The sequence below is a fragment of the Magnetococcales bacterium genome, assembly GCA_015231925.1.
In the GTDB taxonomy this organism is placed as follows: domain Bacteria; phylum Pseudomonadota; class Magnetococcia; order Magnetococcales; family JADGAQ01; genus JADGAQ01.
Genome location: JADGAQ010000321.1, coordinates 1 through 2,840 on the forward strand (window position 1 = coordinate 1; position 2,840 = coordinate 2,840).

Annotated in this window: 5 protein-coding genes; all 5 read right to left on the minus strand. The window is 60.5% G+C overall.

Translation table 11 applies throughout. From position 1 onward, the window contains the following. On the minus strand, positions 1-411 hold the full coding sequence (locus HQL56_19340) for a hypothetical protein (GenBank protein ID MBF0311672.1): 411 nt from the start codon (positions 409-411) through the stop codon (positions 1-3). Between the two features lie 16 nt (positions 412-427). Next, positions 428-1,777 carry a recombinase family protein gene (locus HQL56_19345; GenBank protein ID MBF0311673.1) on the minus strand — a complete coding sequence of 450 codons (1,350 nt, stop codon included), beginning with the start codon at positions 1,775-1,777 and terminating at the stop codon, positions 428-430. Continuing rightward, the gene (locus tag HQL56_19350; GenBank protein MBF0311674.1) at positions 1,774-2,208 is read right to left on the minus strand and encodes a DUF2924 domain-containing protein; all 435 of its coding nucleotides are present in this window, start codon (positions 2,206-2,208) and stop codon (positions 1,774-1,776) included. Before HQL56_19350 ends, HQL56_19345 begins: the two co-directional genes overlap by 4 nt. Then, the gene (locus tag HQL56_19355; protein ID MBF0311675.1) at positions 2,205-2,642 is read right to left on the minus strand and encodes a hypothetical protein; all 438 of its coding nucleotides are present in this window, start codon (positions 2,640-2,642) and stop codon (positions 2,205-2,207) included. The genes HQL56_19350 and HQL56_19355 overlap by 4 nt, the downstream gene beginning before the upstream one ends. A gap of 15 nt (positions 2,643-2,657) precedes the next feature. After that, the coding region (locus HQL56_19360) for a hypothetical protein (protein MBF0311676.1) at positions 2,658-2,840 on the minus strand (183 nt) is incomplete at its 5' end.

Here is a 2,840-nt window from a genome sequence, read left to right on the forward strand (position 1 = left end):
TCACTGCACCAGCCCGTAGCGTTGCCGTTGCTCCTGCCAGTCCAGAGGGAACCCCACCCGCAGGCTTTCCAGATTGATGGTGTCTGGATAGTTCCCGGCCAGAATGGCATCCACGATGTACGGGGCAAGGAGGTTGAGACGCATGGTTCGGGCCATGTAGGAGCGATCCACTCCCTCCAGTGCCGCCAGATCCTTGATGGTGGCCACCTCGCCCGACTCCAGCATGGTCTGCCAACGCCGCGCCTTGATCAAAGCCCGTACCAACGGGTCGTCTGGCATAACAGGTTCGGTGGTGGGTTGGGAGACCTTGCCGTCCGGGGTAAGAATCACCTTGCGGCCACCCCGCCGCCGCAGTTGCATGGGAATATGGATGTGAAGAATGGTGCCGTCGTCCGAAAGCCGCATGGTCATGTGATGATCTCCTGTTTTATGCTGGTTGTCCAGAGAGTTCGCCCACCAGGGTGCCCAGGCCCGCTACCCGCAATTGCAGATCCACGCCGTTGGCGGTCACCACCAGGGTTTCCACCAGCAGTTTCAACAGCCGGTTCTGTTCCAGGGGGAAAAGCTCCTCCCACACCGGATCCAGCCGGGTCAGCAGGTCGATGATCTCCCGTTCGGACATCTCCGGGTCGGCCTTGCGCACCTGCCGGATGGCGCGGGCCACCACCTCCGGCGATTTGAGAATTTTTCGCACCCGGTTGAGCACCAACCGTTCCAACTCCCCCGCCGGGATGCTGGGCAGTGTACATTGGTCGTGGCTGGTGCGGGCGGCGTTGATGCAGATATAATAGCGGTATTGTACCTGCCCGTTCTTGCGGGAGTGGCTGGGCTTCATGGCCATGCCGCAATGGCCGCAGCGCACCAGTCCCTTCAGGGGAAACGGCGTCTGTCCCCGTGGCAGGGAGGAACAGGGGCGGACATGCTCGGCAATCAGGCCATGCACCCCCTCCCAAAGATCCCTGGCGACGATGGCCTGATGCTTGCCAGGATAGGAAACCTCCCGGTAAACCACCTCGCCAATGTAAACCGGGTTTTTGAGAATCCGGTACAACGCCGCCTTGTGGAAAGGTTGCCCCTGCCGGTGGACGCCTTCGGTGGTGGTCCAGGATTTGTTGTGAATGCCCGCCTCCCGCAATTCACGCACCACCTGGGTGGGCGATCCGCAGGCCAGAAAGCGGCGGAAGATGTGGCGCACCTGCTCCGCTTCCTTGGCGTTGACCACCAGTTCACGGTTTTTGATGTCATAACCCAGGGGCGGATGGCCGCCCATCCACATCCCTTTCTGGCGACTCGCCTGGTACTTGTCCCGGATGCGGTCGGCGGTGGTCTCCCTTTCGAACTGCGCGAAACTCAAGAGAATATTCAGCGTCAGCCGCCCCATGGAGGTGGTGGTGTTGAACGACTGGGTGACGCTGACGAAGGTGACGTTGCGCCGTTCGAAGACCTCCATCAGCCGGGTGAAGTCGGCCAGGGAGCGGGAGAGCCGATCCAGTTTGTAGGCCACCACGCAATCGACCTTCCCGGCGTCGATGTCAGTCAGCAGCCGTTGCAGGGCGGGCCGGTTGAGGGTGCCGCCGGAAAAAGCGGGATCATCGTAGTGGTCCGCGACCGGGAGCCACCCTTCCGCCTTTTGGCTGGCGATGTAGGCCAGACAGGATTCCCGTTGTGAATCCAGAGAGTTGAATTCTTGGTCGAGGCCCTCGTCGGTGGATTTGCGGGTGTAGATCGCGCAGCGCACCTTGGGCGTTATGGCGGCGGTGGTTTTCTTGCGGTTCATGCCTTGCCTCCTTTGCGCAGGCCAAAAAAGAGCGGTCCTGACCAGTGGGTTCCGGTGATGGCCTTGGCCACCGAGGACAGGCTTCTGAATTTGCGTCCCTGGTATTCGAAGCCGTCGTCCAGCACGGTGACGACGTACTCCACGCCCTGCCACTCCCGGATCAGGCGCGCTCCAGGCGCGGGGGTGGCGACGTCTGGCTTGGCTGGCGCTTTGCTTGGCGCTGGCGTCCCTCGCCCCAACCCGTCCAGAATGGCGGTCGCCGCCTGGGAGAGGCCGCCATGGGCCAATTCCTGAACCCGGTAGGCCAGGCGGCGCACCAGATAATCCTTTCCCGCCTGGGGCGGGTCGCTTTCGAACAGCTTGCGCCAAAGCTGGTTCAACTCCTGGGTGGATTTGCCCGGCAGGGCGGCGAGTTCGGCGAGGGTGCTCATGGTTCCGTTCCTCCTTCTCTTGCGTTGCGAACGGTGACATAAGGGCTCACTCGGTTGCCGTTATCCAGGGATAAATTCTCTGGATTTCCAGAATGTTGTGCTCTTTTCAGGCGCAAGCGGAGGACGCCGGAGGCGAGGATGGCGGCGATCTCGTCCAGGCGTTGGTCGGGGGTCATGCGGTTGGGATCGGTGGTGGTGATCATCTTTCCCTCGGTCTCCTCGAAGGCGGCGGTTCGACGTTCATTCGAGGATCGAGGATAGAGGGGTGAAGTCATAAAGAACAACATGAACAAATAGATGTAGAAATTGCAGGAAAACAAATATGGCGGCGCGAAACAGAGAGTAGGCAGGAAGGCGGCTTTTGTGGCTGAAATCATGCCATCTGAAACGGAATGAGCCGCTCTTGTTGGGAGCGGCTCAAATGGAAGCGCCATGGGCAATCCGATGAATCAAACTTTGAGCCAGCAGAAACCGTTGCCGTAGCCGATCAGTTCCTTCCAGTCGGATCGCCCGCTGAAAAATTTGACGAGGGTCGACGAGGTCGATTCCACATCCTCCAGAAGTTCACCGGTCCGACATCGTTCCTCACCGCTCTCCCAAGCCCGCACCAGCATGCCGACCAATTGCTTCTG

Bases quoted from the DNA above. Each gene is read 5' to 3' on its own strand.
- HQL56_19340 (MBF0311672.1), bottom strand. From the start codon at position 411: ATGACCATGCGGCTTTCGGACGACGGCACCATTCTTCACATCCATATT.
- HQL56_19345 (MBF0311673.1), bottom strand. From the start codon at position 1,777: ATGAACCGCAAGAAAACCACCGCCGCCATAACGCCCAAGGTGCGCTGC.
- HQL56_19350 (MBF0311674.1), bottom strand. From the start codon at position 2,208: ATGAGCACCCTCGCCGAACTCGCCGCCCTGCCGGGCAAATCCACCCAG.
- HQL56_19355 (MBF0311675.1), bottom strand. From the start codon at position 2,642: ATGGCGCTTCCATTTGAGCCGCTCCCAACAAGAGCGGCTCATTCCGTT.